This window comes from Allocoleopsis franciscana PCC 7113 (assembly GCF_000317515.1).
GTDB classification, from domain to species: Bacteria; Cyanobacteriota; Cyanobacteriia; order Cyanobacteriales; family Coleofasciculaceae; genus Allocoleopsis; species Allocoleopsis franciscana.
The window spans coordinates 2,172,479-2,197,418 of sequence record NC_019738.1 but is presented as its reverse complement, the minus strand read 5'-3'; the positions used below and the strand labels follow the sequence as shown (position 1 = coordinate 2,197,418).

Annotated in this window: 18 protein-coding genes; 11 read left to right on the top strand and 7 right to left on the bottom strand. The window is 47.6% G+C overall.

The window, feature by feature from the left end:
• Window positions 1-65: 65 nt before the first annotated feature.
• Window positions 66-2,015: a tetratricopeptide repeat protein gene (locus MIC7113_RS09150; RefSeq protein ID WP_015181889.1), complete on the bottom strand. Its 1,950-nt coding sequence runs from the start codon at window positions 2,013-2,015 to the stop codon at window positions 66-68.
• 114 nt (window positions 2,016-2,129) lie between these two features.
• Between MIC7113_RS09150 and MIC7113_RS33175 the strand changes: the two genes are divergently transcribed.
• The 8 genes from MIC7113_RS33175 to MIC7113_RS09110 all read left to right on the top strand — a co-directional run bounded on the left by MIC7113_RS33175 (window position 2,130) and on the right by MIC7113_RS09110 (window position 10,041).
• On the top strand, window positions 2,130-3,425 hold the full coding sequence (locus MIC7113_RS33175; RefSeq protein WP_015181888.1) for a serine/threonine protein kinase: 1,296 nt from the start codon (window positions 2,130-2,132) through the stop codon (window positions 3,423-3,425).
• Between the two features lie 149 nt (window positions 3,426-3,574).
• A complete protein-coding gene (locus MIC7113_RS09140; RefSeq protein ID WP_015181887.1) occupies window positions 3,575-3,901 on the top strand; it encodes a DUF6825 family protein in 327 nt (108 codons plus the stop codon).
• 172 nt (window positions 3,902-4,073) lie between these two features.
• Entirely contained in the window at window positions 4,074-5,807 is a 1,734-nt protein-coding gene (locus MIC7113_RS09135; protein WP_051055867.1) for an ABC1 kinase family protein, read from the top strand.
• Between the two features lie 35 nt (window positions 5,808-5,842).
• The gene (locus MIC7113_RS09130; protein WP_015181885.1) at window positions 5,843-6,580 is read left to right on the top strand and encodes a Stp1/IreP family PP2C-type Ser/Thr phosphatase; all 738 of its coding nucleotides are present in this window, start codon (window positions 5,843-5,845) and stop codon (window positions 6,578-6,580) included.
• 141 nt (window positions 6,581-6,721) lie between these two features.
• Window positions 6,722-7,603: an ACP S-malonyltransferase gene (gene fabD / locus MIC7113_RS09125; RefSeq protein ID WP_015181884.1), complete on the top strand. Its 882-nt coding sequence runs from the start codon at window positions 6,722-6,724 to the stop codon at window positions 7,601-7,603.
• 71 nt (window positions 7,604-7,674) lie between these two features.
• Complete coding sequence (locus MIC7113_RS09120; RefSeq protein ID WP_015181883.1) at window positions 7,675-8,313, top strand: lysophospholipid acyltransferase family protein; 639 nt, start codon at window positions 7,675-7,677, stop codon at window positions 8,311-8,313.
• A 68-nt stretch (window positions 8,314-8,381) separates the two neighbouring features.
• Window positions 8,382-9,431, top strand: a complete 1,050-nt coding sequence (locus tag MIC7113_RS09115; protein WP_015181882.1) for an AI-2E family transporter — start codon at window positions 8,382-8,384, stop codon at window positions 9,429-9,431.
• A 307-nt stretch (window positions 9,432-9,738) separates the two neighbouring features.
• Window positions 9,739-10,041 carry a DUF2288 domain-containing protein gene (locus MIC7113_RS09110; protein WP_015181881.1) on the top strand — a complete coding sequence of 101 codons (303 nt, stop codon included), beginning with the start codon at window positions 9,739-9,741 and terminating at the stop codon, window positions 10,039-10,041.
• Window positions 10,042-10,061: 20 nt separating this feature from the next.
• On the opposite strand, the gene MIC7113_RS09105 is transcribed toward MIC7113_RS09110, so the two are convergent.
• The 5 genes from MIC7113_RS09105 to MIC7113_RS09085 form a co-directional block, all read right to left on the bottom strand.
• Window positions 10,062-10,679 carry a YdcF family protein gene (locus MIC7113_RS09105; protein ID WP_015181880.1) on the bottom strand — a complete coding sequence of 206 codons (618 nt, stop codon included), beginning with the start codon at window positions 10,677-10,679 and terminating at the stop codon, window positions 10,062-10,064.
• Between the two features lie 835 nt (window positions 10,680-11,514).
• A complete protein-coding gene (locus tag MIC7113_RS09100) occupies window positions 11,515-12,618 on the bottom strand; it encodes a tocopherol cyclase family protein (protein WP_015181879.1) in 1,104 nt (367 codons plus the stop codon).
• Window positions 12,619-12,654: 36 nt separating this feature from the next.
• On the bottom strand, window positions 12,655-13,767 hold the full coding sequence (locus MIC7113_RS09095; RefSeq protein WP_015181878.1) for an AI-2E family transporter: 1,113 nt from the start codon (window positions 13,765-13,767) through the stop codon (window positions 12,655-12,657).
• Between the two features lie 114 nt (window positions 13,768-13,881).
• Window positions 13,882-17,334 (bottom strand): CHAT domain-containing tetratricopeptide repeat protein, encoded by a 3,453-nt coding sequence (locus tag MIC7113_RS09090; protein WP_015181877.1) that lies wholly within the window; start codon window positions 17,332-17,334, stop codon window positions 13,882-13,884.
• A gap of 408 nt (window positions 17,335-17,742) precedes the next feature.
• Window positions 17,743-20,181, bottom strand: coding sequence for a glycoside hydrolase family 31 protein (locus MIC7113_RS09085; RefSeq protein ID WP_015181876.1), 2,439 nt, complete (start codon window positions 20,179-20,181; stop codon window positions 17,743-17,745).
• Between the two features lie 254 nt (window positions 20,182-20,435).
• Between MIC7113_RS09085 and MIC7113_RS09080 the strand changes: the two genes are divergently transcribed.
• From MIC7113_RS09080 to MIC7113_RS09070, 3 genes are all read left to right on the top strand, one after another.
• The gene (locus MIC7113_RS09080; RefSeq protein WP_226883608.1) at window positions 20,436-21,221 is read left to right on the top strand and encodes a polysaccharide deacetylase family protein; all 786 of its coding nucleotides are present in this window, start codon (window positions 20,436-20,438) and stop codon (window positions 21,219-21,221) included.
• Between the two features lie 503 nt (window positions 21,222-21,724).
• Complete coding sequence (locus MIC7113_RS09075; RefSeq protein WP_015181874.1) at window positions 21,725-22,003, top strand: hypothetical protein; 279 nt, start codon at window positions 21,725-21,727, stop codon at window positions 22,001-22,003.
• Between the two features lie 286 nt (window positions 22,004-22,289).
• Window positions 22,290-22,523: a hypothetical protein gene (locus tag MIC7113_RS09070; RefSeq protein WP_015181873.1), complete on the top strand. Its 234-nt coding sequence runs from the start codon at window positions 22,290-22,292 to the stop codon at window positions 22,521-22,523.
• A 152-nt stretch (window positions 22,524-22,675) separates the two neighbouring features.
• Here MIC7113_RS09070 and MIC7113_RS09065 read toward each other — a convergent pair whose 3' ends face one another.
• Entirely contained in the window at window positions 22,676-24,817 is a 2,142-nt protein-coding gene (locus tag MIC7113_RS09065) for a BNR/Asp-box repeat-containing protein (RefSeq protein WP_015181872.1), read from the bottom strand.
• Between the last annotated feature and the right edge of the window lie 123 nt (window positions 24,818-24,940).

Here is a 24,940-nt window from a genome sequence, read left to right as displayed (position 1 = left end):
TGCTGGGGTGTTGGGGTGCTGAGGTGCTGGGGTGTTGGGTGAGGAATTGAGCATTTTTATGCTATTTACAGAGCCAGTTTGGTGGCGATCTCAGCTATCGTCTTGGCTTTAAGTTCATTATCTTCAATGGTTTCCGCCACTTTTAGTGCTTGCGATCGCTGCCCTATTTGGGCAAATTTATCCGCAATTTCAGCTAACAACTTGGCTTTTTCACTTCCTTCCAGGGATGATGAACTGCTTGCGGGGGAAGATGCTATTTGAAGCGCCTGATCCAGTTGACCCAATTCCACGAGCTTCGAGGCTACTTTGTTGAATAGTATCGATCTAGAACCTTGTCCTTTGAGGTTCTTAGCCAGTTTCACCGCTGGTTCAATTTGTCCCAAATCTGCCAGTTGGACAGCAATATCTGTTAAGGTTGTTTCTCTGAGTAAGTCACTTGGGATCGATTCAGCCATCTGGAGAGCACGATCCGTTTGTCCCACCGTAACCAGTGCAGTGGCAATGTGGCTGAGCGGCTGATAACCGTAATAGTCATTGGGCTTTATGGGTGTTGGCGGTAAGACCAAATCTTGAAGTAATTTTGAGGCTTGTGACCCTTGTTTTGTAGTTTGCAAGACTCTGGCGATCGCAATCTGAGCCAGGGCTTTCCCTTCAATATTAGGAATGGAGTTTGCTACCTGGAGTGCTGAAGAAACTTGCCCAGCCAGTGCCATCTGGTGGGCGATCTCACCCAAGGTTGTGTCTTTGATACTGGGTTGGGGAAAGAGATCGGACTCCTGCATTGAGCCAGATACTGACGGCGGTGATGCTGTCATGCCCTGTACAACTTGCATCGCTGCATCAAACTGTTGCTTTTGTGTCAGTTTAATGGCGATATCCCTCAAGGCATTTTCTTTTGTACCCAAATTGAGTAGCGTCCACTCTGGACTATAGTCTTTTACAGGAGGAATGGCAGCAATTTTTTGCGCGATCGATAAAGCGAGGGGTACTTCTCCCATATCGATCAGTTTGACGGCGATCGCCGACCAAGCGATGGATTGCTCCAATGGGCTTTGGATGGCTTGGGCGCTTTTCCACGTCTGCTTGACTGAGTCTACTTTTTTCAGATGGCTAAGAATGCCGAGAAATGCCCAGGCTTGATAGTCCTGAGTCGATTGCCCAGCGGCTGAACTACAGCCAGATACGCTTCCCGCTACTTGCAGGGCGCGGTCTAACTGAGACAGTAAACTTAAATTGCCAGCAATTTTAGAAAGTACCGCAAATTTCTCGTTGCCGCAAAAGCCATTGGATTCATAGGCATAGTCTCCGGTAATGCCTCTGGCGAATTGCAGCGCCTCTAGTAGGATGGACTTGGCTTGCTGCCATTGTCCGCGATCGGCAAGACTTGCCGCGATTTCGTTGAGAGCTTGAGCTTTGAGGAGATGGGAAGAAAGTGTCTTCGTTAATTGCAATGCTCGTTCGGTTTGTCTGGCTTGAGCCATTTGCATGATGACATCCCGCAAGGCTGGGCCTTGAGCGTATAGGTCGAAATCGGGGCTTGTTTTTTTGGCTAGCTGTACCGCTGTGTTAAATAGTTGTTCTGAGCGCGGTGTTTGCCCCACTTGTGCCAGATTCAAGGCGATCGCAGACAATGCTCTGATTTTAGCCGCCCGATCCGAAATTACTTCTGCCACCTGAATGGCACGCTCGAAGAGTGGCTGGGATTGCTCAATGTTTCCACTCGTAGCCAGGTTGAAAGCCAAAACGGCTAACACTTCAGCCTGACTAGTGCAGCATGGCAGAAATAACTGACCAGCTAAAATCTCCCCTGCTTTCCTGTCCTCGTATGAGCTCCGGCCCCGCTCCCCCGCTTGCACAGAGGTGGTCAGAAACTTTTGCCGGGATGCACTAGCTGTAGTGGCGGTTGCGGGTGTAGGCTGACGCGTAGTAGCAATGGAACTGGCAATTCCTGGCGATCCCAAAATTATCAGTAGGGAGAGCGCGAGCGGTGGAAAAATCGTCTTTTGTGATGGCATCAATGCTTAAACCACGTTCCCAAGAAAGGCTGAAAAGCTCGTCAACCACCTTGAGGGTTTGCTGACCGACTTCTAAGAGGTAGCATATGTAGGGAAAACGGTGAGTGAAATTTTATGAATTTGACGGCTGGAGCAGCCTTACATCAAGGAAAATATCTCCTCAATGCCCATCTAGGCCAGGATGCCCTGACACTCACCTACCGAGCCATTGATACAGAGTCAGGTCAAGCCGTCGTCATCAGAACCTTAACCGAAAATCTGCTTCAGCGCTCAGAGTTTGACCGATTCAAGCCAAAATTGATCAAGTACGCCGAGGGATTGAAACGCTTTAAGCATCCGAATCTTGTTCAGATACTCGATGTCTTTGAAGACGCTGGCTGTCCTTACGTTGTGATGGAATATGTCCCAGGGCAGACTCTTGCGGAACTCATTCAAAGGTCGGTACTTTCAGAAGCGAAAGCGATTGATTATATTCGTCAAGTAAGCAATGCCTTGAGTTCTCTGCACAAGGCAGGGTTGCTACACGGCGATATCAAACCTCAAAACATCATTCGGCGACAAAACACGGATCGCGTTGTAATTAGTGGGTTGGGGATGTTGAGTGAGTTATTAGCTGGAATGATGCCAGTTCAAGGTGATTGGCTCTCGGCTGGATATGCTCCACTAGAGCTATATTCCCAGGAGGATCTGCGTACACCAGCGACAGATATTTATAGCTTGGCGGCAACTTTATATACCTTGTTGTATCGGAACCCACCGTTACCTGCACCCGTTCGCCAAAAGCTTCAAGCCGATGGAGGCGATCGCCTTTTCTTACAAAATTCCCATCACGTCACGCCTAAGATTAGCCAAGCCGTTAAACGGGCGATTTGGCGTGGACTGGAGTTCACGGCTCAAAAACGCCCCCAAACGGTGGAAGCTTGGCTTTCTCTATTGCCTAAGTTGGATCAAAAACCAACGCCTCAACCCGCTCTAAAAGATTGTTTAATCGATCAATCTAAAGCCAACCCAGAAGGATTGCCCCGTCCTATCTCTGGTAGGAGTACTGCCAACTCGCCTCCCGCCAACGGCAAAACCTCTGCCTCACCAACGCCTCAATCCGCCATCGGTCAGCTTTTCGTAACAAAACTCCAAACTTTGGTTAATTTTAGGAACACGACAGCAATAAAATTTAACCTTCTGAATGGGCGTTTAGGGAAATTATCCTGTACTCAAAAAGAGAACTTACCCAAAAGGACATCGCTCCTACGAGCACTCCTTCTGACCGGTGCGATCGCCGCCTCAGCGGGGTTAGGATTTGGTTTTGCACTTCGAGTCAACGGGCCTCAGGCACCGGGTTCGACCTTCTTGCACACGGAACAATCGTTTCCCCCTAGAAGCGATTGGCCTGTAACGAAACCCCGGATCTGAGTGGAACGGGGGTCAGTTAGCCAGTTAAAGGTTATATTCAGAACCTTCAAACCGCTCTAGTATCGAACGTTCAACCTTCATCCGGGCTTCCATCCCCTATCCTGACAAACAAGTTATAATTTTGTTGCGGATGCTAAAGAAATTTTTTCATGAGCAATTCTGTAATTCATGCGTTTTTTGTGGGCAGAGCTCTGGCGCAAGCCCTGAATGAGCAAGTAGAAGATGCCCTAACCAATGCCTTGAGTGAACTCGGCAAGTTTGATGCCGAGCAACGCGAACGGCTGCGGCAATTTACCGAGCAAGTCCTGGAAAAAGCCCAACGGGAGGCTGAAGCGGCAAGTCTTGGCAGAACGACAACCACGATTGTACCGTTTGGTTCCCAGTCGGGTGATCTTCAAGCCACCATCGATGAGCTGCGCTCCGAAATTGCCCGATTGCGTGCGGAATTGAAACTCTACCGCAATCAATCCGTCTAAGAGTGGAAACTCCTAAGCAGATTACAGTTGTTTTTTAGTGGTGGGAGAGACAAAGATTGAGCCAAAAAATCAATAATCATGCTTAATCGCAGAGGTTAAAAGCTTTTTTATACGACTGATTTTTTGAAACACTATTCTAGGAATCCGAGTGTCTGCTCTCTCTAAAGACCCTATCAACCTCAAACCCAATCAGGAACGTCCGCTCTCTCCCCAGCGCTCTGTCGATAAGGTTTACAAAGATAAAGCCTATCGCTGGAATCGAGAAAATTATTCCCGGAATCGGCGATTCGTTGACATTTGGGGATTCTTTTTAACCCTACTCTTTGGGTTATGGCTTGATAGCAAGCCCTGGAGCTATCCTGGTGGAATCACAGATGAAAAACGGGCGCGTCGTCGCAGAACCCAGGCGATTTGGATTCGAGAAACCTTCTTAGATTTAGGCCCAACTTTTATTAAAGTGGGTCAACTTTTTTCAACCCGTGCCGACTTATTTCCTAGTGAGTATGTCGAAGAACTAAGTAAGCTGCAAGACCGGGTGCCTGCTTTCAGTTACGAGCAGGTTGAAGCCATTATTAAGCAGGATTTTGGCAAGCCTGTAACAGAACTTTTCTGTAATTTTGAACCGATTCCCCTTGCTGCCGCTAGCCTGGGACAAGTTCATAAAGCCCAATTACAGAGTGGAGAAGAGGTTGTTGTTAAGGTACAAAGGCCGGGGTTAAAGAAGCTTTTTACCATTGATCTCCAAATCCTGAAAGGTATTGCTCGATACTTTCAAAACCATCCTGACTGGGGACGAGGGCGAGACTGGCTGGGAATCTATGAAGAGTGTTGCCGCATCCTCTGGGAGGAAATAGACTACCTCAGCGAAGGACGTAATGCCGATACGTTTCGCCGCAATTTTCGGACTTATGACTGGGTGCGGGTGCCACGAGTATACTGGCGGTATACCTCTCCTAGGGTGCTGGCACTTGAATATGTACCAGGGATTAAGATTAGTCACTATGAAGCCCTAGAAGCCGCTGGTCTAGACCGAAAATTGATTGCGCGATTGGGAGCAAAAGCTTACCTCCAGCAGCTCCTCAACGACGGATTCTTCCATGCTGATCCCCATCCAGGGAACATTGCGGTTGATCCAGAAGGAGCGTTGATCTTTTATGATTTTGGCATGATGGGGCGGATTAAATCGAATGTGCGTGAGCAATTGATGGAGACGCTCTTTGGCATTGCCGAAAAAAATGCGGAGCGAGTGGTTACATCCCTGGTTGAATTGGGTGCGCTTTCCGCCGTCGATGATATGGGTCCAGTACGGCGATCGGTTCAGTATATGCTGGATCATTTCATGGATAAGCCCTTTGAGAATCAATCGGTGGCTCAAATCAGCGACGATCTCTACGAAATTGCTTACGATCAGCCATTTCGCTTTCCTGCTACATTTACCTTCGTGATGCGAGCGTTCTCGACATTGGAAGGTGTCGGGAAGGGCTTAGATCCAGAGTTCAACTTTATGGAGGTTGCAAAACCTTTTGCATTGCAGATTATGACAAACGGCAACACTCCCAACGGTAATAGCTTCCTCAATGAGCTGGGACGCCAAGCCGCGCAAGTGAGTAGCACGGCTTTGGGTTTGCCTCGGCGAATTGAAGATACCATTGAAAAACTAGAACGTGGCGACCTGCGTGTTCGAGTGCGGTCTATCGAATCAGACCGAATTCTGCGACGCATTAGTAGTATTCAGTTGGGAACGAACTATACTTTACTCATCAGTGCGTTCACACTATCAGCTACCCTCCTATTCGTGAATGGGAACGTTGAGCTGGCGTTAGTCGTTGCTTTGGTAGCGGCTGTTGCGGCGTTTGCCCTGATTCGCTTGCTCAGAAGGCTCGACCGGTTTGACCGCATGTTCTAACACTCGTAAAGTTAAAAAACGCCAGTAAACAATTTATGAAACGTAGCTTCACGGGTCTCACCGATCCGGGCTTACTTCGTACTGTCAACCAGGATGACTACTATATCGACCCTGACGGACGCTTTTTCATAGTGGCCGACGGCATGGGAGGTCATGCCGGGGGGCAGGAGGCTAGTCAACTTGCTACAGAGGCAATACACACTTATTTAGATAAACATTGGCAATCTGTTATCCCATCTGATGAGTTACTGGCGCAGGCTCTCTTAGAGGCCAATGAGGCGATTTTGCAAGATCAGCAAAATCATCCAGAGCGTTCAGATATGGGCACCACTGCCGTTGTCGCGATGTTTCGTCAAGAGCAGCCTTGGTTCGCTCATGTCGGAGACTCTCGCCTCTATCGCTTACGAAACTCCAAACTCGAACAGATTACGGAAGACCACACCTGGGTGGCACGAGCGATGAAAGCCGGTGATATTACTTCAGAGCAGGCTCGGATACATCCCTGGCGACATGTGTTGTCTCAATGTTTGGGTCGCAAAGACTTACAGCCGATTGAGGTTTACCCCCTAGAGGTTCAGCCTGGGGATCGTTTGCTTTTATGCAGTGACGGTCTCACGGAAGAACTCTCCGATGATTTAATTACTTCCCATCTCCAGCCCGGTTTGAGCAAAGACCAATCCTCGACCAAACTGATTGAGGCGGCGAAAGAGAAGGGAGGTCGAGATAACATCACGGTGGTGATTGTGGAAATTAACGAAACAGGTCATGAATAACATTCAAGGGTGGGTGCCTGCCCATGGAACCAATCGATAAGGCTTATTCTTTTTAGCCCAAAAAGCTTTCTGCCTGGGAACACTCAACAGGGTGCGCTGATCACAGATAATAAATCCCTGACCATTAACAATGCATGACGAATGACAAAAACTGCATGGGTGTTTCCAGGACAGGGTTCTCAATCCATTGGCATGGGAGTTGATTTAGTAGACTTGCCCTTGGCTCAGCGTCAGTTTGAGCGAGCGAAAGAGATTCTCGGATGGGATATTGTAGAAATTTGTCAAAGCCAGGAAGACAAGCTCTCTCGCACGCTTTACACTCAACCTTGCTTGTATGTTGTGGAAAGCATTCTCGCTGATGTCCTGATCGAGCGTGGCAACACACCTGATCTCGTAGCAGGCCACAGTTTGGGCGAATACGTCGCCCTTTACGTCGCTAGAGTATTTGACTTTGAAGCGGGTTTACGCCTAGTCAAGCGCCGTGCGGAATTAATGGATAGCGCTTCTGATGGCATGATGGCGGCTTTGATTGGGTTTGACCGCGAACAGCTTGAACAACAAATTCAACAAACACCAAACGTTGTCCTCGCCAATGACAACAGTCCCGCACAAGTCGTCATATCTGGGACACCAGATGCCGTTAAGGATGTCCTCGCCAATATTAAAGTAAAGCGTGCCGTCCCTTTAAATGTATCCGGTGCTTTTCATTCTCCCTTAATGGCAGAAGCGGCTGCCGAGTTTCAGGAGGTTTTGGAATCCGTTTCTTTTGCCAACGCCCAAGTGCCCGTCCTGTCTAATGTGGAACCCGTGCCAACTGTTGAGGCAGAACAGCTCAAGCATCGTCTCCAGCGTCAGATGACGGGTTCCGTGCGCTGGCGCGAGATTAGTTTACAGTTGCCCGTGGCAGGTATGGAGCGAGTGGTGGAAATTGGTCCTGGTAAAGTCCTCACGGGTCTGATTAAGCGGATGTGTCCTGACTTAGTGTTGGAAAATATCAATAATCTCACCGAGTTACCCACTTAAGGATTAGCGATCGCTCCACACGTTAATCTGTTAGAACCTCTCAACCTTCAACCTTCCAACATTCAACCCTCATGGGCAGAAACCGCGAACCCTTTGCCAGCCTAGTTCTCTACCACGCCTTTAAGTGGTCTGTTGTCAGCCCGGTGCTTCACGCTTATTTGCGTGGTCGCATTTACGGAGCGGAAAATGTACCCCAAGAAGGGCCTTTAGTGGTTGTGAGTAATCATGCCAGCGACTTTGACCCACCGCTTTTGTCGTGTTGCCTGCGGCGTCCGGTGGCCTATATGGCTAAGGAAGAATTGTTTCGCGTCCCTGTCTTGAAGCAGGCGATTGAGTTGTATGGTGCTTATCCAGTGAAGCGAGGGATGGCAGACCGAAGTGCGCTTCGCTCAGCACTGAATTGTCTGACAGATGGGTGGGCTGTGGGTGTGTATTTGCAAGGAACAAGGACGCCTGACGCTCGCATTACAGACCCTAAACTGGGTGCGGCTTGGATTGCAGCTAAAGCCCAAGTCCCACTGCTCCCCGTCAGTTTGTGGGGCACTCAGCACGTTCTCGTCAAAGGTTCACCCATACCGCGTCCGGTGCCTGTCACGGTGCGAATTGGTCAGGTGATTGATGCCCCTACTTCAACCAAACGAGAGGAACTAGAAGCCTTGACCCAACATTGTGCCGAGGTAATTAATGCCATGCATGACTTAGGACGTTGAGTCAGCACACCTAGAGGCGAACTATCCTGAAAAGGAAGTCATCTAACCTGCTTACGTGCTTAATTTGTATGAGTGAGCCACCCCTAAAGAATCCTTTGGAGCGACTGAACAACTCGGTATTACTCCGATTTCTACTTCTGTTCGCCTCTGGGTGGGCATTGATCCAAATTTTAGATTACTTTGAAACGGTCATTGTCATTTTCACGATCGCTGCCATCGTCGCTTTCTTGCTCAGCTATCCAGTTGGGTGGCTACGTCGTTTTTTGCCTCACGGTGTAGCCGTGGTCTTGGTTTTTTTGTTGGGTATGCTCATACTGGCTAGTCTGACACTCACGGTGGGATTAGCGCTGTTCTCCCAAGGACAACAATTCATTGAAAGCTTAACTACATTTTTGAACTCTCTAGTCCCATTAGTAGGGAGATTAGAAGAGTTTTTGCAGGCTCGAAATATTCAGGTCAACTTGAATGCGATTGAAGAGCAATTAAGAGACCAAATTTTAGCTGGACTGGGTGTAGGGATCGGCTATAGTGTGGAAACTATTAGAGTTTTCCTGTCTAATTTTTTAAATTTTATATTTATCGCCGCTACTGCCTTTTTTATGCTTTTTGATGGTGAAAGAATTTGGAATTTTATCATCAAGTTATTGCCTAAGTCTTTACAAAAAAGGTTTGATAAAATTATTCAACGCAGCTTTCTGGGATTTTTTAAGGGGCAGATTCTCTTAAGCCTCTTTCTTATCACTTCAACCTTTATTGTATTTTTAATTTTAAATGTACCTTTTCCTTTACTTTTGTCATTAATAGCTGGAGGTCTTGATATTATTCCTGGGGTTGGAGCAACTTTGGGGGTTAGTGTTGTTTTTGTAATTATTTTATCTCAAAATGTTTTTTTGGCGTTTCAAGTGATAGCAGTGTGCATTATCCTTCAACAGATTCAAGATAATTTAATTGCGCCTAGGATTATGCAAGATTCACTTAATATTAATCCAGTTGTGGTATTTTTTGCTTTGTTAGTGGGCGTTAGAGTCGCAGGTTTATTGGGTATTTTTATTTCTATTCCGATCGCCGGTGTAATTGTGAGTTTATTTGAAATTGATGAAATGAAAGCAGAGGAATAAGTGGTATTGAATTCGTTGGTATTGGAAGATTAGATTTTTTTTAACGCAGAGGGCGCAAAGGTCACGCAGAGGGGCGCAGAGTTTGTAGCCCAGTTTTAGTTAATTTCGGTGCCAACGGAAATAATATGAACTGAAGTATAAAGTATGAAAGTGCCTATCCTAAAGGAAGGGGACATATACCGATCAATTCTGTTGATCTTTGTGTGTTTACACTTCAGACTTTTTTAGTCAATCCCTCTAGGGAGATGGAATCGCCCTGAACTTGAGCCAGTACAATAAGACCTAATTAAAACGGAGTTTTGTCAGAATGCAAGAGTTAAGAGCGCAGTTAGCAGAAGCCTTGGATGAAGCCGAGTTGGACTGGCTAAAGCCTCATATCCAACGGGATGTAGTGGTGGTTGTTCATCCCCAATTAGATTTGTTGGATGTGGGAATTGCGATCGCTCGTGACGATGCTTTGACAGTACAGCATTGGATTAGTGAGCAGCTCATTCACAAGCCGTCTTCCCACCAACTCGCCGATTGGAACTCTAATCAGACGAAGCGATTTCAAGCTTTAATCGTGCAACCCTACGTTTTAGTGCAAGAGTCAGTGACTCAGGGGGCGTGATTAGTTACGCCCCTTCATTGTTATTCATTTTTTTCATTTTTGATACTATACCTCAGGGTGGCTCCCGTATAACCGGTCGTCACCCAAAGGATAGCTCTAGCGCCATCTCGAATCGCTTTTTCGATTGGTTCAGGCGATCGTCCTGTGGGAATTTCTACAGGCTTCACGGCAATTCCTCGGCTCCCAAATACAATTTCACCAATGACGCGAGCACGACGCATGTGATCGTCAGAGGTAATCAAATAAACGCTATCAATCCCTTCGGATTGCAGCTTATCCACTAAAGTCGTGAAGTTCGTAACCGTATCCTCGGCCTTATAGTCTAGGTTGATGCGCTTTGTCTCAATTCCTGCCTTCGTAAACACCCGCTTTGCATACCATTGGGGGCTACCTGAAGACACCCAAATGGGTATTCCTGGATGCTTTTGAGCAAACTTAGCGGCAAATAACTCTCGCTCCTCTTCTCCTCCTAAGACAAAAATCGCTTTCGGCTGTACAAAATGGCTTTCAACTTGCTTATAGCCATAAATAAGCGAAAACGCCAGTACTGGCATCAGTAAAGAAAATAATCTAACTCTAGAGCGCCGAGTGGGTGAAATTAGTTCTCGTCGCTTATGCGAAGCAATCCTCAAAAGCATGAATCAAGAGATGAATCAGGTTATCTCGCTGCCATTTCTACACTAATGCACTACATCTTATTTCTTTCTGATCAACCCATCTCCCGATCTCTGCCTCAAGGTTGAGCCTCAACCCGCTAGAAAGGAAAGGGATTGCTGTGTTGGAATTGAATTCAGAAATCTTTCTAACGTAGCCACATAACAGTCTAAGAGTAATGCCAACTGTCTCGAAATAAATACAAGAAACAGTCGAACTGACCGCCTCAACACTTTCCTGTAGGAAACTATGGCAGTCCGCACAAATTTTGATCAACTCGCTAGTTATCCTGAACCAGTTGACATGAAGATATTTGCTTTGTGTTGCAACAAAACCTTAAAGAATGAATGGCTCTAAGGTGGACTTGATTAGATTAACAGAAAACGGGACAGGCCGGATTCGAACCGGCGACCTAGCGCTTCAGATTGGTGTGAGTTTCCCCACTCTCTGGACTATACCTTCACCATAGGCTGATTGCCTTTAGGTGGTGGCCGTCTAGTCTCTAGACCTTCCTGAACACAACGTTGACAATTGATGCCATCGTGTTGAGTCAGGCTTGGCTCGGTATTGCCGTAGGGTGCCCTGTCAGTTGGGTCACTCTTTAGGTTTCACCGAATTTGACCACATTCACTCATGGAGTTTCCTCCACGGTGCCCGATTGTTCAGGAGGCGCTCGCTCTATCCATCTGAGCTACAGCCCCAATGATACGCACTCATTATAGCCAAAGCTGTTAACAAACAGAGAGCAGATTGTGAAGAAGTGGAGAAAATTTTGCCCACTCGTACCCTTTGGGGAAAGGATTTATCACCGGGAGAAGCTTACCGATAAATAACCCAAGGGAATTTGGCGCTAGATACCCAAGCGTCTTGCCAGGGGCCGCCGCCTATTTCTAATCCACAAACAGAGCTACTGGCATTTAGAATAATTTTAGATTTTCCGCTGCGCCGCTCTCGGAGTTCCAAGGATAACTGACCGTACATGGTGTCGCGGCAAAAGAAGATTAGACCCTGTTCAGTGGGTGCTCGCAGGGGCGTTCCTGGGTACTGTGTCGTGCCTGTTAACTGCACTTCATACTCTCCATTTTCGGCTTGCATCTGCCAACTGCCCCAAGGCTGAATCTGCCAACTAACTTTTGAGTTCCAAGGGACAAATTCATAAAACTTGCCCTGGTAGTGAATGCCAACCAATGCCGCCGACTCTTCCCACCCCAGTACTTTCCGGTTGCCACCGCCTGCGGTGAGGGCAAGATTGGATTCGCCGTCAAAGCTATTGCAATTGAGCCAAAACCACTTTTTAGGAAAAGCATGACCCCAGTTTTTTTCACTATAAGCGGGAGCGTCGGTGAAGTCGTAGCGTTTGCCATTCCAATCAACCCAGCCCGTGGCTAGCCCATGCGCCATTAAAATCTGCCAACCGGGTTCAAATATCGGTAGATACGAAAGCCAGCCAGCGGTGGATTGCTGAGGTGTGCCCGAATCAGCCCAACCATAAACTGGCTTGATCTCATACTGCCAACGACAGTCGGTAGAACTTGCGGGATCGTGAATATAGCCTTGATTCAGAGTCGCTGTCGCTTGATAACCTTCTTGGATATGACGTTCAAACGTTGCCGGATCGAGGTATTGAGGTGGAGAGGGTAAGTCCGTTTTGCCCCAATGCCCCAGGGCTAAGGATTTGGATGAACCCCAAAACTGTTGAACATTTGGGAAAGTTCGGCAGAGATATTCATCGTTGGGGCCTAGAATTTGGGCGGCACCACCGCTACAGTGTTTACCTCCAACAGGGTCATCAATGGAATACATGAAGGCAAAGGTTTGACCACAGTTGGGTAAGGTAACGCGGTAATACCAACCTTCAAAAAAGCGGCTATCGCTACCATCCCAATGATATTCACTATGGGGAGTTTGGAGGGGATTGGTCATATACTTTACTGACTGGCTCTTTTTCACGATAAATTATTACGAGTTAGGGGTGTCCTGGTCAGTAATGGGTGGCTCTTGAGATGTTTCCATGGAAATGATTTGTAACTCTGGGGGAGACTCATCTTCTGAGTCCTTATGCCAATTGTTGAGTACATCTTTGATTAACAGTTCTGTTATCCATATTTTGAAAACAATTACAAGTGGGACGGAAAGAAATACCCCTAAAAATCCAAAAAAGGAGCCAAAAACTATCACTGACAATAAAGTAGCAGCGGGCAGCAAAGACACCTGTTGCTTCATTACAAATGGCACAAGAAAATAAGCTTCAAATTGTTGAATGAGGAGGTAAAGGATAAGGACTGCAATGGCTTTCCAAGGCTCATCTAATAAGGCAACTGCCATCGGTGGGATCACACTCAAAACAGGGCCAATATTAGGAATAAATTCTAATAAGCCTGCTAAGAGAGCATTGGCTAATGCTAATGGCACTCGCAAAATTAATAAACCAATAAAGCTCACCCCACCAATGGCTGCCATATTAATGAGAGTGGCTGTCATCCAGCCAACTAGAGTGGTTTCACACTCTGTGAGGATTTCATCAGCACGCCGACGATAAAAGGCCGGAAAGAGAAGTATTAATCCCCGTCGATAGGGTGCGGGATTCGCTAATAACATGATGGTCAGAATTATGACCAATAATAAGTTAAGAATAATTGACAGCAAGTCCGAGAACCAGTTATAGGCATTACCTAATAACTGAGTGACGAAAGGCTGAACTCGTGGAATGAAGTTGCCAAGGTTACGGACATCTAATAGTTGCTCTGGAATGAAGGGAGAGAGTGAATTTAACCAGTCACGAAGCCGTTCTAACAACCTTGGTATGGCGTTAATTAATTGTTCGAGTTGCGTCGCAAAAGAAGGCCCTATGAGTGCGAACAGGATAACGAAGATTAACAATAAAGTAATTACTGTAAGCGCAATGGCGTATCCTCGTTTGGCTCCTCTTTGCTGAAGCCAACGCACCACTCGATTTAAGGCAACAGCAAAGACAATTGCGGCAAAAACCAGCAAAAGGACTTGCCGGATCTCCCACAAAATATAAAGAGAAACTGCAAAGGCGAGAAAGCCAATCAATTTCCCTAAACTCACTGTATTGCCTCCATTTTCTAATTCTTACTGAAGATTGATCTGACTTTAATATTGTTTAATTAATGGTGTCATCCTCCTCAAGAATTCCTTTTGTGACTTTTGCCTTTTGCCTTTCTAGTATCCCATAGCCGTCCAGTTGCCTGAGGGGATGAACGCTGCCCAGTAGAAGGGATGTTGGTAAGTTGGATTTTGCAACATCTCTAATTGAGTTTGGCGCATGGCTTCAGACCGTCCTACATTATTGAGTAAGCGTTGATAATAGCTCACCATTAAGTCTTTTGTCCCTTCATCCGAGACTTTCCACAGGCTGATGGCTTGACTTTCGGCACCGGCTATGGATAATGCTCGACGTAAGCCATAAACGCCTTCTCCGTTTGCCACATCTCCTAATCCCGTTTCGCAGGCGGAAAGTACCACTAATTTTGTTCCCCGTAAGTTGAGGCTGGCGGTTTCTAATGCTGTCAGTACGCCATCTTCAGTGCCACTCTGGCGCGGGTTGAAACCAGCCAGAGCAATTCCAGAACGCAGTAGGGGGTTTTCAGTTTTGCCGGGTGGGGAATTGGGAACAATACCGGGACGCGCTTCTACCCCCAGTCCTCGGTTGGAGAGAAAGGTGCTACCGCCGAAATCAGCAGGGGCAACGAGTTCAACATCGCTGAGGAAGAAGCCGTGAGTGGCGATATGTAGAATCTTTGGGGCTTGGAGTTGTTTGATTGCATTTTCGGTGGCATCTGAGCCGGTGAGGAGTGTGACTCCTGGCAGCATGGGGGTAATGGCGGCGGCTTCTTTGGCGGTGCCAGGTAAGGGGCCGAATTGGAATTGGCTGAGATCTGATGAGCGTTGGTTTTCGGTGCTGCGAGTTTGACCTAACCCCCCTAGCCTCCTCACTAAAGCTCCGGCTTCCCTAGCAGGGAAGGGGGGAACAAGATTACTATTACTCCTACTCCCCTCTCCTCGTAGGAGAGGGGTTGGGGGAGAGGTTCCCCGCTGACTGGCTATTTTCACTGAGGGATTGCCGGGTTTGTCGTAGTCGGGATTAGCGACAATGACGGATTCTGAGCGGCTTGGAGTGTGGTTTTGCAGGCGCAGTAAGTCGCGTCCGGAACTGAGGTAATTGATGGAATAGTTCTCGACCAGATAGCGGTTATTTTCATCAACTAAGGCGGCGAAGGGGATGAGGTTGAGTTGGCTATCGGGGGAAAGGAGGATGGTGCGAGTATTGCCCAATTTTTGGCGGATGGGCTGCATCAAGAGTTCATCTAAGGTACGGGCGATGGGTTTGATAGTTGAGGTTGGGGATTGCAGGGCGTTGCGGAAGTCTTCAACGGCTTGGTTGATGGGTGCAGCTTCGCCTAAGTCTATCCATTGGATATTGCCTTTGGAGTGCAGGATGTAGGCGACGTAGCGAGGTTTACCCCATTTTTCATTTTGTTTTGTGGCTTTGGCGTTGAAGGGTTTGTACTGTACCAGTTCAACTAAGGCAGTATCGGTAGGAATTAACTGCTGCACCGCTTCGATGGTGACGGGTTGGGTTTCGGTGCGGAACTCGGCGCTGCGGCGGGAGAGGGTATTTTCCAGTTGTTCGGCTTGAGCTTTGAGCGTGGCGACTTGCTGTTGGTATTGTTCAAGTGGGATGTCTTCGGGTTTATTGAAGATTAAGGCGGCTAACTGGGAGCGAGTATCAGCGAGTTGGCTGAGTAAAGTTTGGTCTTCGGGTTTGAGGTTTTGGCGTAGGGTTTGCAGGCTGTCGGTGAGGGCATCGAGGATGCGACCTTTGCGTTGTAAGGTGGTGGTGAGGGCGAGGCGGGCAGCTTCCGGGTTGTTGGGTACGCCTTGGACGTGCAAAGAAATATTAGCGTTAGTGTAACCGGAGAGGGTAGCCATGTAGGCGCGTTTTCGGGCTTCAGAGCCAGTGGTGAGGATAAGGGCGAGGTTGCGTTCTTCGATGTTGGTGGCACGGGTTTTGAATTCCAGGGCACGGGCGGTGTCACCTTGCGCTTGGTACAACCATGCCAGATTCCTGAGGCTGGTGGCAATATGGGGCTGTTCTTTGCCCAACGCCTTCTCCAAAATTGCCAAGGAGCGTTGCAATAGAGGTTCGGCTTGACTGTAGTTTCCCTGTGCGTTGTACAGATTTGCCAGATTGTTGAGACTTTGTGCAACATCGGGATGCTCTTTGCCCAGCACTTTCTCTTCGATTGCGATGGAGCGTTGGTAAAGGGGTTCGGCTTGGCTGTAGTTTCCCATATACTGGTACAGTATTGCCAGATTGCCTAGACTGGTGGCAACAAGGGAATGCTCTTTGCCCAACGCCTTCTCCAAAATTGCCAAGGAGCGTTGCAATAGAGGTTCAGCTTGGCTGTAGTTTCCCTGTGCGTTGTACAGCCCTCCCAGATTGTTAAGACTTTGTGCAACATCGGGATGCTCAGAACCCAGCACTTTCTCTCGGATAGCGAGGGAGCGTTGGTAAAGGGGTTCGGCTTGGCTGTAGTTTCCCTGTACCTGGTACAGTCCTGCTAGATTGTTGAGACTGAGGGCAACATCGGGATGTTCTTTGCCCAGTACTCTCTCCCGGATGGCTAAAGAGCGTTGCAACAGGGGTTCAGCTTGGCTGTAATTCCCTTGTGCTATATACAGCGATGCCAGACCGTTGAGACTGGTGGCAAAATCGGGATGTTCAGAACCCAGTACTCTCTCCGAGATTGCCAAAGAGCGTTGGTACAGAGGTTCTGCTTGGCTGTAGTTCCCCTGTGCCTGGTACAGCACTGCCAGAGCGTAGAGACCGGTGGCAAAATCGGGATGTTCAGAACCCAGCACTTTCTCGCGGATTGCTAAGGATCGTTGGTACAGGGGTTCTGCTTGGCTGTAGTTCCCCTGTACTTCGTACAGCCTTGCCAAATTGTTGAGACTTTGTGCAACCTCGGGATGATCTTTGCCCAGTACTTTCTCTTCGATTGCTAGGGAGCGTTGGTATAAAGGTTCAGCTTGGCTGTAGTTTCCCTGTGCCTTGTACAGTTCTGCCAGATTGTTGAGACTTTGTGCAACATCGGGATGATCTTTGCCCAGCACTTTCTCTCGGATAGCGAGGGAGCGTTGCACCAGAGGTTCGGCTTGGCTGTAGTTCCCCTGTGTGTGGTACAGCGCTACCAGATTGTTGAGACTTTGTGCAACATCGGGATGCTCTTTACCCAGCACTTTCTCGGAGATTGCTAAAGAGCGTTGGTACAAGGGTTCGGCTTGGCTGTAGTTTCCCATCTCCACGTACAGATTTGCCAGATTGTTGAGACTGCTGGCAACAACGGGGTGTTCTTTGCCCAGCACTTTTTCGAGGATATCGAGGGTGCGTTCTGCCAGGGGAATGGCAGCAGCGTACTGCCCTTGGTTTATAAGCTGAACTACCTGTTGGTTCAGCCGCTTAGCTTCCTCCAGCTCTGCTGACTGTTGGGCAGACTGGGGGGGATTGGCTTGCCCTACCACGGGTGCTGGTACTCCACCCAGTAACTCCATGACTGTGATGAGTGTAACCGCCCACGGTAGCGCTTTCCTGACTGGTGCTTTTCCCTTCATGATGGCGATGCCTCACTCTCTTACCCAGTTTTTCTATATCTCTAAAAACTCAGCTTATGCAAATCATAGGAAGATTTTTGGTGTTGCGCGGACATTATGCGATGGTCGCTGCGCGAACCGCCGTAGGCATCGCACAATGATTGGGTTTTCCAACAGGCGAGGCAAAGGTAAGCTAAAGCGCATTTAACTTGCACATTCTAAACACAGGATAAAAGAGCTCAAATCCTCTCCCCTGCTCCCCTGTCCTCACTAAAGCTCTGGCCCTGCTCCCCCGCCGCCTCAACAAGCAAATTACATGCGTAACAGCTTATCTTGTAGGGAATCTCCTCACTGCCACTGATGCGATCGCACTTTCGATGCAATCATGCGTAACCTTCAAATCATTGGGGCGTAAAGCCACAGTCTAGCTCAAACCACTTGGTGAGTAGAAAATCTAATCGCAATAATTTGAGATGAGTCCCATAAGGAGCGATCGCACTCCACAACATTTCCCTGGCAAGGGACTTCTTTCCCATCCATCCAAGCTTGCTTGAGTTCAATCCCGTGTAGATGAACCTGGACACTCGTGTACGGAAAAGGATAATTTCCTTCTTGCTCCCAGGTTAGCTCGATGCCGTTCTCACCCTTGTCCATCCGGAAGCGATCGCATCGCCACTCTCCATATCCATCCCCTGCATCACTATACAGGCATCCTTCACCGCTTCCTTGCACAGGTGGGTAAAGATGAAGAGTAAGTTGTTCCCCTTCTTCCATTGGCAAAATACTTCCCGCCTTAACCAGAAGTGGAATTCGTTCTAAGGGAGCATCTACAGTAATCTCATTTGCTCCTGTAATTAGCGCATCATCCCAGAAGTTGTACCAGCCGCCTTGAGGAAGGATAACTTTTCGCGATCCTACTCCCTCTTCCAGCACCGGACACACCAGCAGCGCATCACCCAAGCAAAACGCATCCTCCACACCCCAAAGCCTCTGATCATCGGGATCGCACCAGAAAAGGGGACGAATCAGGGGATGCCCCGTCCGATTTGCTTCCCACGCTAGGGTATAGAAATAGGGAATCAGACGATAGCGCAGACGCAAGCATTCCCGAACATGATTAAGAACCGTTCCGCCATAACTCCAGGGTGTACGTGGCTTGACATTATTCGCCGAATGTGTTCTACAAAAGGTAAGAAAACTGGATAGTTGGAACCAGCGCAGGTAGAGCTCATCCGAAGGATTTCCCTTAAAGCCGCCAATATCCGGCCCTGTGTAAGGAATTCCGGAAAGACTCATCCCTAGGATAGTCGGCACCGTTTGGCGCAACCCTTGCCAACTGGTTTCTACATCCCCCGTCCAAGTCCAGGCATAACGCTGCAACCCCGCCCAACCCGATCGCGAGACAATAAAAGGACGTTTTTCCGGTTGGTACTCGCACAGGGCTTCATACCCAGCCCGCGCCTGCTGCAATCCGTAAACGTTATGCGCCTCAACGTGGGTACCGCCTCTGCCTTCCATCGAATGCCGAGTGGGGCGGGGAAGCGTGGCATCTCCTCGCAGGGTAAAAACTCCCGGTTCATTCATATCGTGCCAGAATCCCGTTACCCCTAAATCGAGGAGGTATTCATACTGCCGACTCCACCAATGACGGGCAAGGGGGTTGGTAAAATCGGGGAAGGCGCACATCCCAGGCCAAACAGGGGCGAGGACGAGTTTGCCGTTGGGATAGGTGCAAAACACTTCTTGTGCTCGTCCTTCCTCAAATAGGTCGCTGTTGCGATCGGCTTTGACTCCAGGGTTGACAATGGTAATTAAGCGAACTCCTTTGGCAGCGAGTTCCTGGTTGAATTCTCTGAGTTTGGGAAAGCGATCGGGATCAATAGTGAAGGAACGGAAATTGTCTTTGCAGTCGATGTCGAGGTGGATCGCACTTAAGGGTAAATCGTGATGCTGAAAGCCGTTGGCTGTTTCTCGGACAGCTTCTTCAGTTTCATAACCCCAGCGCGACTGATGATAGCCAAATGCCCAACGAGGAGGGAGGGGAGGGCGTCCGGTTAACTCGGTATAGCGTTCCAGCAGTTGGGTCGGCTGCCCCACACTCAGGTAATAACGCAGTGCGCCGCCTTCAAAGGAGACTTCAGCAACATCTTTAAAAGTAACGTTGCCGGAATGGGTGTTTTCGTAAAAAACGAGGTAACTTCCTTGTTTATGTAAACCCAAATACACTGGAATGCACAGGTAAAGGGGGTCAGTCCCAGAACTATACATCCCGCCTGCATCATAGTGCCAAAGTCGGTAAGTTTCGATGTGCTGCGCCTCAGTTTTGGGTCTACGCAGGTTGAGAGAGGCTGCCCGTTCTCCTAAACCGTAAATGTGTTCTTCTTCTCGCAGTTGTGCCCGATGAGTCCAGGCTTCACCTTGTCGCTGTGGAGGTCGTTCTTCCCGGATGATCTGCCCGTTAGCATTGTGCAATTTTAGCTTGCCATTGTCTGCGATAACGACTTTTAGGGCAGTACTCGACAGCACCCAACCCTCAGCCGTTTCCTGTAAATTTGTTTCTACTTCCGACCAATCCTGACGGGCAATTCCATAAGGAATCGGAGGGATTCCAGGCTTCCAATCGACTCGGATTAAATCGGCAGATAAAAAGCTAATTTCCAGTTCGGCTTGCTCAAAGTAAAAGCGCCCTCCGGTTGTTGTTGGTTCAGCTTGAAGCAGTTTTCCTGGTTCTTGCAAGGGTTCCGAAGTCTGAGAACTGGGAGACTGGCGTTCCCACCGATCTCGCTGATAAGAAAAGAAGAGTGAACCAAGAAAGCGCTTAAATCTAACGAACCGTAGTAATAGGGAGAGTTGCTTAAAGATATTCATTCCGCTTTCTTGAAATTAGGATAAATTTTTTTGACGCTTAACAGTTTCTTTAATTTTTTTTACGAATACTGGATAAAATAATCATCTATCTCAGGTATGGGGATTAAGTATTGGGTGTAAGAGCCTGTTGGCGAAAGTTACTGTATAAGCTGTTATGTATTTAAGAGAGCGATTTAGATTTCCGCCTTTTTATAATGGGATGAGCATCCTGTCTATTTAAGTTATTCAATGTTTTATGCCGATTAGCTGAGTTGTTGAGTATCAATGTTCTCGTCATTCCAGGTTTAAAAGTAAGAAGTAAAACTATGTTTATGGATCGTAATATTATTAACATCTTAATTGTTTTATTTACTGTGGCTTTTATATTTTTGGGATTAAAACTATTAAACAAATTTTCAATGAGTTTAAAATTCCAAAGCTTTGGCGAACTTGTTAATCATGTGAATACAAAAGATAAAGTAGTGGCGTTGACCTATGATGATGGTCCCAATCCACCTTATACCAATCAGTTGTTAGAGATTTTAGAGCGCCATCAGATCAAAGCTACTTTCTTTGTTGTCGGCAAGACAGTTGAAAAATACCCAGATACCCTTCGACTCATCGTGTCTAAAGGACATGAGATAGGAAATCACTCTTATTCTCACAAAGCGCTGATTTCTGAAAAACCTGGGTTTATTTGGTCAGAGATACAGAAAACTGATCAACTTCTGCGTCAATTAGGTGTGAAAGATGAAATTCATTTCCGCGCTCCCTATGGACGTAAACTGATAGTCCTTCCCTACCTTCTAGCCAAGTTAAACAAGAAAAATATATTGTGGACGATTGATACAAAAGATTATGAAGCATCTAATTCAGAAGTGATAGAAGCGAGTGTGCTTGAACAGGTTCGTCCTGGCTCAATTATACTGATGCATGATGGCGGAGGAGAGCGTTCACGAACCGTTGTAGCGACGGAAAGATTGATTGAAAACTTGAAGGAGAAGGGCTATAGTTTTCAAACCGTTTCTAACCTAATCAGTAAGAGGTCAATTATAAAGTAAACATTAAGTGCCCGTAGGAGACGTTAGGGGTATCATGTCAGGCAATTTTATCTCTATTGGGCGCTTGTCTGCGCCGTAATGCATCGTCTTGAGCGGGTGGGTTACAGTGCGTTAATACACCGTAAATATTTAAGATTTCCTTTATAAATCAGCTTTCCGACAATCTAATTTTCTGTAAGATTCTCTCGTCGCTAGCGTAGTGCCGTCATATCTTTGTGTTGAACTCAGGTTCATCATCCTCATGCGTTCAATGGACAGAGTTACCATTACTATTAAGCACAAGTGTGCTAAGCTTTACAGTTCCCTCAAAAAGATGGGACTTTTTCAAAAGGATGATGAACTTTCATCTATCTAAGGAAATACTTAAGGTTAAGAAGGCTAAAATCAGCTCATGGCATAAAAGACCAATTCAAGGGTGATAAGTACTATAGCTAGATAGCTAGAACTGACTTCAGCAAGACATCTACTCGACCTCAGCACTTATTCTTCAGGTACTAATTGACATGGAACGTAATCAGTTGGAGCCATCAAACCGAGTTACACAGTGTTTGAGCTTTATCCTTAAAACGAGAGTCGTTGTGTTTGCAGGAAGTCTGGCTCAAAGACTCACCTCTATGTTGTTAATGTTGGTGTTTACCGCTTTTGCCTTCGTCGTTTTGGCCGCTTCAGTCGTTGTGGTAACCGGCGAATCCTTCGTTAAAAGGGTACTCTCACTAGCAAAAGCACCAAAAAAGGAGAGTTGGCAGAACTTAATCAAGGACGAACCCGTCTCTCCCCACTAAGGCTCCCACTACCAGGTTGATAACAGGCAAGACGGATGAATGTTTAGCCAAACTTCGACACGGATGGGATTTTCCGCTTTCGTCCGTCTTGCTAAACCGATGGGAGTTAGTAGCGCTACGGGAGCCACTAACTTAGATGCATAGTTTATGTAATCACACAAGTGTTATTTCGCTTATTTATCATAGATTCTTTTCTACTCAATTTCAGAAGATTTACGGATGGCAACACGGCATACTCTCTAAGATGCTGTAAGAGTGAAGCTACCTTATACTGGAAACTCTCTATATGACAGCAGTCCTAAAAAAACTAACTTCTGTAGCCTTGATGTTAAGTCTCACCGTTGGGGCTTTTATTGTCTTGGCCATTTCGGTTGTTGTCATGACCGCCGAATCCCTGGTTTCCTCTCTCTTTTCACCCGCCAAAGCTGCGAAAAAGAAGAGCTTGAAAGAGCGTAGTATCGGCGAAAAAGGAGTGTCTAGAGAGTCTCAAAGTCGCTCTAGGCTGGGAACTTCTTCTTGAACGCTTTCGATACATATTCAAGGGAGCGAAACAAAAGCCCTCTTAAACTTAGATTGCACCCGCCAAACGACTTATCGCACGGATGTAGAAAGCCTGTGCTGCTGATTGATTCCCCGACTCACCGCGTTTCACTTGGTGGAAGATGTAACCTGCTAACGCTGAGGGCTGTCTGGAGTTCCGTAAAAAATGCCCCTGCCGTTAGTGCCAATAAAGACTAGCCCAAATTGCTTCCAACTCGCCTCCATCACATTTGGCTCACCACCAATCGGGTTTTCTACAGAACCAATGCTAGTCCATGTTTCTCCTCTGTCGAGAGAACGGAAGATGCCGTCCCCCATGCCGGCAACTCTCCCATACAGATAAAGTGTCGGCGTTGTACTTCCTGTCTCTGGCTTTCCGAATGCAAACAGATGTGCCCGCTCCACCGAGGACAACTTTGTCATGGTTTTACCGCCATCGGTTGAGCGGTACAAACCGTTCCAGTCTAAGCTGAGCCAAACTTCATCTTTAAAGCCGGGTACTGTTTTCAGCGAATACCAATCCCATTTGCGGGTGGGAAGCGATGAGTTAACCAGGCTGAAAGATTCGCCCCCGTCTGTACTGCGGTAGACTTTCCCTTCGTTGTAGTAGTAAAAAGTATCACCCTCTACCTTGTCGGCAACCAAGGGCTGACCCCAATACCACGGGCCTTCAGCACCATCGGGCAATCCGGATACTTTGCTCCATGAAGCACCTCCATCCATTGTGCGAACAGGTTGAGCTTTGCTCAGTGTCACGACAAACAGCTTGGGATTCGTTGCCGATACAGCGACGCGCAGGGGTATTGTTTTCGGCGGAAACGACGGAAACTTTTTCCAAGTCAATCCGCCATCTTGAGAAGTTGCTCCTGTAAAGGTTGAGTTCCAGCGACTACCGCCCAAGCGGACGATGTGCAAGGGTTCGCTTTCGGAATAGGCAATGCTAAGGGTATCTCGATTGACGTGATTCGAGTCAGCAATGCCGTCAAACCGTTTGGATGGAAAGGCATCAAGCCCGTTATTGTGATAAAAACCATCGACATCAGCGACACCACTCAACAACATAGCTCCTTTTGTAGGTGCTGCTAGGGCAAACGCTACAACTTCCTCGTGTCCCTGCTGATAATTAGTCCAAACAACTGGATTGGGGTTGATATTGTCCGTTTGCCAAATTCCAAACCCATTCGTCATCCAGACTTTGCCTGAAACGTTTGGGTCAAACTCAATGGCGGAAGTCCATGTTGCAAACATCGAGTCATCCCACCAAGGAACCCTGTGCTTGATGGATGCCTTTTTTTCAGTCCAGTTATCTCCTCCATCTAAGGTTTCATAGATTTTAGTAGAGGTTGACTGTTCCAAAGCGACCAAGATGTGTTTGGGATTCGTTGGGTTCACTCCCAAAGCGTTAAAAGAGGATGGGTTGCCCTTGGGGGTGATATTGCGCCAAACCCCGTTTGCATATTGGCTCACGCCAGAATTATGGGTGACATAGAGTACCCCGTTATTCGCTATCGCCATACGTTGTGCCTGCTGGGGACTGCCCTCGATTTTGCTCCAAGTCACACCCGTATCCGTGGACTGATAGATTCCATCTCCATAGGCATTCATGTACATTAAACCGGGCACTTGCTGGTCAAACATGATGCCCAGAATGCCAATCCCTTTAGTCAGAGTAGGGGAACAAGATGTGACTTTGCGCCATGTCGCCCCCGCATCCGACGACTGCCACAAGCCATCGTGCCGAGAACCAAAAAAGATGTCGTTGGAATTCGATGGATTGACGGCCAGTCTCTCTCCTGCCCAACGCTGCTCGTCATTGCTGTCCATCCCTAAATCTATCTTCAGCTTAGTCCAAGTTTTGCCCTGATTTGTAGACTTAAAAATTGACCCCTTTGGCTCCCACTGTGAGTATTTCCCTGCCGCCATATAGACAATATTGGGGTTGTTGGGATCAACCGCTAGCGCTTCTCCGCCGTAGTAGGTTTTTTGGGCAAGCCCAAAGCTGTCATTTAAGGGAATCCAGCTTTTATCTGCGGCATTCCAACGATAAAAGCCACCCACGTCAGTCCTAATATAAACCAGATCTTTTTGTCGGGGATGGAGGTAAACACCTGTAACAAAGCCTCCCCCGCCTATAGACACATTAGCCCAGCGATACCCATTCTGCCCCATAGCTGAGTTCATGGGCGCGGCCAGTGTAATCGCTTGAGGTGTTTGATTATTCGTGGCACACCCAACGATAAAGCCCATCAAGACAGGAGCCACAACCCAACGCATTAGCTGTGGTATTTTAAATGTTTCCCTTCTGATTATTGCCGGTTTCATTAATATATAAGGATGACAATAAGGTGTCTTCAGTGCTGGGCAATAGTGGTGAGGTTAAAGACTTAATGGATTGAG

Excerpts from the sequence above, each read along its gene's own strand:
- MIC7113_RS09070 (WP_015181873.1), top strand. The coding sequence starts at position 22,290 with ATGACAGCAGTCCTAAAAAAACTAACTTCTGTAGCCTTGATGTTAAGT.
- MIC7113_RS09105 (WP_015181880.1), bottom strand. The coding sequence starts at position 10,679 with ATGCTTTTGAGGATTGCTTCGCATAAGCGACGAGAACTAATTTCACCC.
- MIC7113_RS09090 (WP_015181877.1), bottom strand. The coding sequence starts at position 17,334 with ATGAAGGGAAAAGCACCAGTCAGGAAAGCGCTACCGTGGGCGGTTACA.
- fabD (WP_015181884.1), top strand. The coding sequence starts at position 6,722 with ATGACAAAAACTGCATGGGTGTTTCCAGGACAGGGTTCTCAATCCATT.
- MIC7113_RS09110 (WP_015181881.1), top strand. The coding sequence starts at position 9,739 with ATGCAAGAGTTAAGAGCGCAGTTAGCAGAAGCCTTGGATGAAGCCGAG.
- MIC7113_RS09115 (WP_015181882.1), top strand. The coding sequence starts at position 8,382 with ATGAGTGAGCCACCCCTAAAGAATCCTTTGGAGCGACTGAACAACTCG.
- MIC7113_RS09085 (WP_015181876.1), bottom strand. The coding sequence starts at position 20,181 with ATGAATATCTTTAAGCAACTCTCCCTATTACTACGGTTCGTTAGATTT.
- MIC7113_RS09100 (WP_015181879.1), bottom strand. The coding sequence starts at position 12,618 with ATGACCAATCCCCTCCAAACTCCCCATAGTGAATATCATTGGGATGGT.
- MIC7113_RS09065 (WP_015181872.1), bottom strand. The coding sequence starts at position 24,817 with ATGCGTTGGGTTGTGGCTCCTGTCTTGATGGGCTTTATCGTTGGGTGT.
- MIC7113_RS09120 (WP_015181883.1), top strand. The coding sequence starts at position 7,675 with ATGGGCAGAAACCGCGAACCCTTTGCCAGCCTAGTTCTCTACCACGCC.
- MIC7113_RS09075 (WP_015181874.1), top strand. The coding sequence starts at position 21,725 with ATGGAACGTAATCAGTTGGAGCCATCAAACCGAGTTACACAGTGTTTG.
- MIC7113_RS33175 (WP_015181888.1), top strand. The coding sequence starts at position 2,130 with ATGAATTTGACGGCTGGAGCAGCCTTACATCAAGGAAAATATCTCCTC.
- MIC7113_RS09150 (WP_015181889.1), bottom strand. The coding sequence starts at position 2,015 with ATGCCATCACAAAAGACGATTTTTCCACCGCTCGCGCTCTCCCTACTG.
- MIC7113_RS09140 (WP_015181887.1), top strand. The coding sequence starts at position 3,575 with ATGAGCAATTCTGTAATTCATGCGTTTTTTGTGGGCAGAGCTCTGGCG.
- MIC7113_RS09130 (WP_015181885.1), top strand. The coding sequence starts at position 5,843 with ATGAAACGTAGCTTCACGGGTCTCACCGATCCGGGCTTACTTCGTACT.